This is a genomic window from Megasphaera massiliensis (assembly GCF_000455225.1).
Taxonomy (GTDB): domain Bacteria; phylum Bacillota; class Negativicutes; order Veillonellales; family Megasphaeraceae; genus Megasphaera; species Megasphaera massiliensis.
Window position 1 is genome coordinate 1 of the sequence record NZ_HF954533.1, and the last position, 3,000, is coordinate 3,000.

At 52.6% G+C, this 3,000-nt stretch carries 1 rRNA gene; it reads right to left on the reverse strand.

Annotation, left to right across the window (positions count from 1 at the left end):
* Positions 1-2,911 (reverse strand): 23S ribosomal RNA (locus tag TX77_RS01115).
* Positions 2,912-3,000 lie beyond the last annotated feature (89 nt).

Consider the following 3,000-nt stretch of genomic DNA (forward strand, 5'->3'; position numbering starts at 1 on the left):
AGTCAAGTCCTCGGTCTATTAGTACCGGTCCGCTCCATACATCGCTGTACTTCCACTTCCGGCCTATCAACCACATCGTCTTTGTGGGACCTTACTTGTTTTCACAATGAGAAACCTCATCTTTAGGCTGGTTTCACGCTTAGATGCTTTCAGCGTTTATCCGTCCCCGACGTAGCTACCCAGCTGCACGGCTGGCGCCATGACTGGTACACCATTGGTCGGTCCACTCCGGTCCTCTCGTACTAGGAGCAGCCCCTTTCAAGTTTCTTCCGCCCGCGATGGATAGGGACCGAACTGTCTCACGACGTTCTGAACCCAGCTCGCGTACCACTTTAATGGGCGAACAGCCCAACCCTTGGGACCTACTTCAGCCCCAGGATGTGATGAGCCGACATCGAGGTGCCAAACCTCCCCGTCGATATGGACTCTTGGGAGAGATAAGCCTGTTATCCCCAGGGTAGCTTTTATCCGTTGAGCGATGGCAATTCCACTCTCTACCACCGGATCACTAAGCCCGACTTTCGTCCCTGCTCGACCTGTCCGTCTCGCAGTCAAGCTCCCTTCTGCCTTTGCACTCTTCGCGCGGTTTCCGTCCGCGCTGAGGGAACCTTTGGGCGCCTCCGTTACTCTTTCGGAGGCGACCGCCCCAGTCAAACTGCCCGCCTGAGACTGTCCGCAAGTCTGTTAAACTTCTCGTTAGAATTCCAATAAAACAAGGTTGGTATCCCACCATCGGCTCGGCAAATACTGGCGTACTTGCTTCTCAGCCTCCCAACTATCCTGTACATCTCTTACCGGAATCCAATCTCAGGTTACAGTAAAGCTCCATGGGGTCTTTCTGTCCAGTCGCGGGTAACCTGCATCTTCACAGGTACTTCAATTTCACCGGGTCCCTCGTTGAGACAGTGCCCAAATCGTTACACCTTTCGTGCGGGTCGGAACTTACCCGACAAGGAATTTCGCTACCTTAGGACCGTTATAGTTACGGCCGCCGTTTACTGGGGCTTCAATTCACTGCTTCGCTTGCGCTAACACTTCCTCTTAACCTTCCAGCACCGGGCAGGTGTCAGCATCTATACATCAGCTTTCGCTTTAGCAGACGCCTGTGTTTGTGGTAAACAGTCGCTTGGGCCTCTCTTCTGCCACCCGGTTCCGCTCCGTGCGCTTCTGCACTTCACGTACGCCGGGTTATCCTTTTCCCGAAGTTACGGATACATTTTGCCGAGTTCCTTAACGAGGGTTTTCCCGCGCACCTTAGAATTCTCATCCTGCCTACCTGTGTCGGTTTCGGTACGGGTGCCTGATTTCTCACTAGAAGCTTTTCTCGACAGTTTAGTGCCAGCCCCTTCGCGACTGTTTCCAGTCGCTCCCCATCGCATCTCAGCTTTTGGGAAGACGGATTTGCCTATCTTCCCACCTACCTGCTTGGACGTGCTCTTCCAATCGCACGCGCGCCTTCCTTCCTGTGTCACTCCATTGCTCAAACGAAATCAGCCAGTACAGGAATTTCAACCTGTTGTCCATCTCCTGCGCGTCTCCGCCTCGGATTAGGTCCCGACTTACCCTGGGACGACGATCGTTGCCCAGGAACCCTTAGGCTTTCGGTGGAAGGGATTCTCACCCTTCTTTTCGCTACTCATACCGGCATTCTCTCTTCCTGCCTGTCCACCTGTCCTTCCGGTCAGGCTTCTCCCATGCAGGAACGCTCCCCTACCCAATTAACATAAGTTAATTGCCAAAGCTTCGGTTCCGTACTTTAGCCCCGGACATCTTCGGCGCAGAGTCTCTCGACCAGTGAGCTATTACGCACTCTTTTAATGGTGGCTGCTTCTGAGCCAACATCCTGGTTGTTTTTGAAATTCCACATCCTTCGCCACTTAGTACGGCATTGGGGACCTTAGCTGTTGGTCTGGGCTGTTTCCCTCTTGACTATGGGCCTTATTACTCACAGTCTGACTCCCATGGATAAGTACAGCCATTCGCAGTTTGATTAGGTTCAGTAGCCGGATAGGCCCCTACCCTGTTCAGTGCTCTACCGCCTGTACTCTCGCCATGAGGCTAGCCCTAAAGCTATTTCGGGGAGAACCAGCTATCTCCACGTTCGATTGGCATTTCACCCCTACCCACATCTCATCCAAAAGCTTTTCAACGCTCACTGGTTCGGTCCTCCACACATTTTTACCTGTGCTTCAACCTGGACATGGGTAGATCACTGTGGTTTCGGGTCTGCTGTTACTAACTATACGCCCTGTTCAGACTCGCTTTCGCTGCGGCTCCGCATTTTCTGCTTAACCTCGCTAGCACCAGCAACTCGCCGGTTCATTCTTCAATAGGCACGCCGTCGCACATATAAAGTGCTTCGACTGCTTGTAGACATACGGTTTCAGGTTCTCTTTCATTCCCCTCCCGGGGTTCTTTTCACCGTTCCCTCACGGTACTATTCGCTATCGGTCCATATCAGTGTTTCGCCTTGGAGGGTGGTCCCCCCTGCTTCCCACAAGGTTTCTCGTGTCTCGTGGTACTCTGGATCCTGCTCCATGCATTTGCTTGCGCTTACGAGGCTCTCACTCTCTCTGGCCCGGTTTCCCAACCGGTTCTGCTTCACGCCTGCACTTGTTAGCAGTCCGCAACCCCGGACTGGTTTCCCAATCCGGTTTGGGCTCTGCCCCGTTCGCTCGCCGCTACTAGGGGTATCTCTGTTGATTCCTTTTCCTCCGGCTACTTAGATGTTTCAGTTCACCGGGTACCCATCCTCATCGAGGATGACGTGACTACTCACGCCGGGTTTCCCCATTCGGAAATCTGCGGGTCAAAGGTTACTTGCACCTCACCGCAGCTTATCGCAGCTTATCGCGTCCTTCATCGGCTGATATGGCCAAGGCATCCGCCGTACGCCCTTACTTACTTGACTTACATTTTATAAACAAGAATTTAAGGTTCGTTAAGATCTCTTTTTTAAAAAGAGGTTTTAAACATTTTTTATGCAGTTGTCAAGGTACG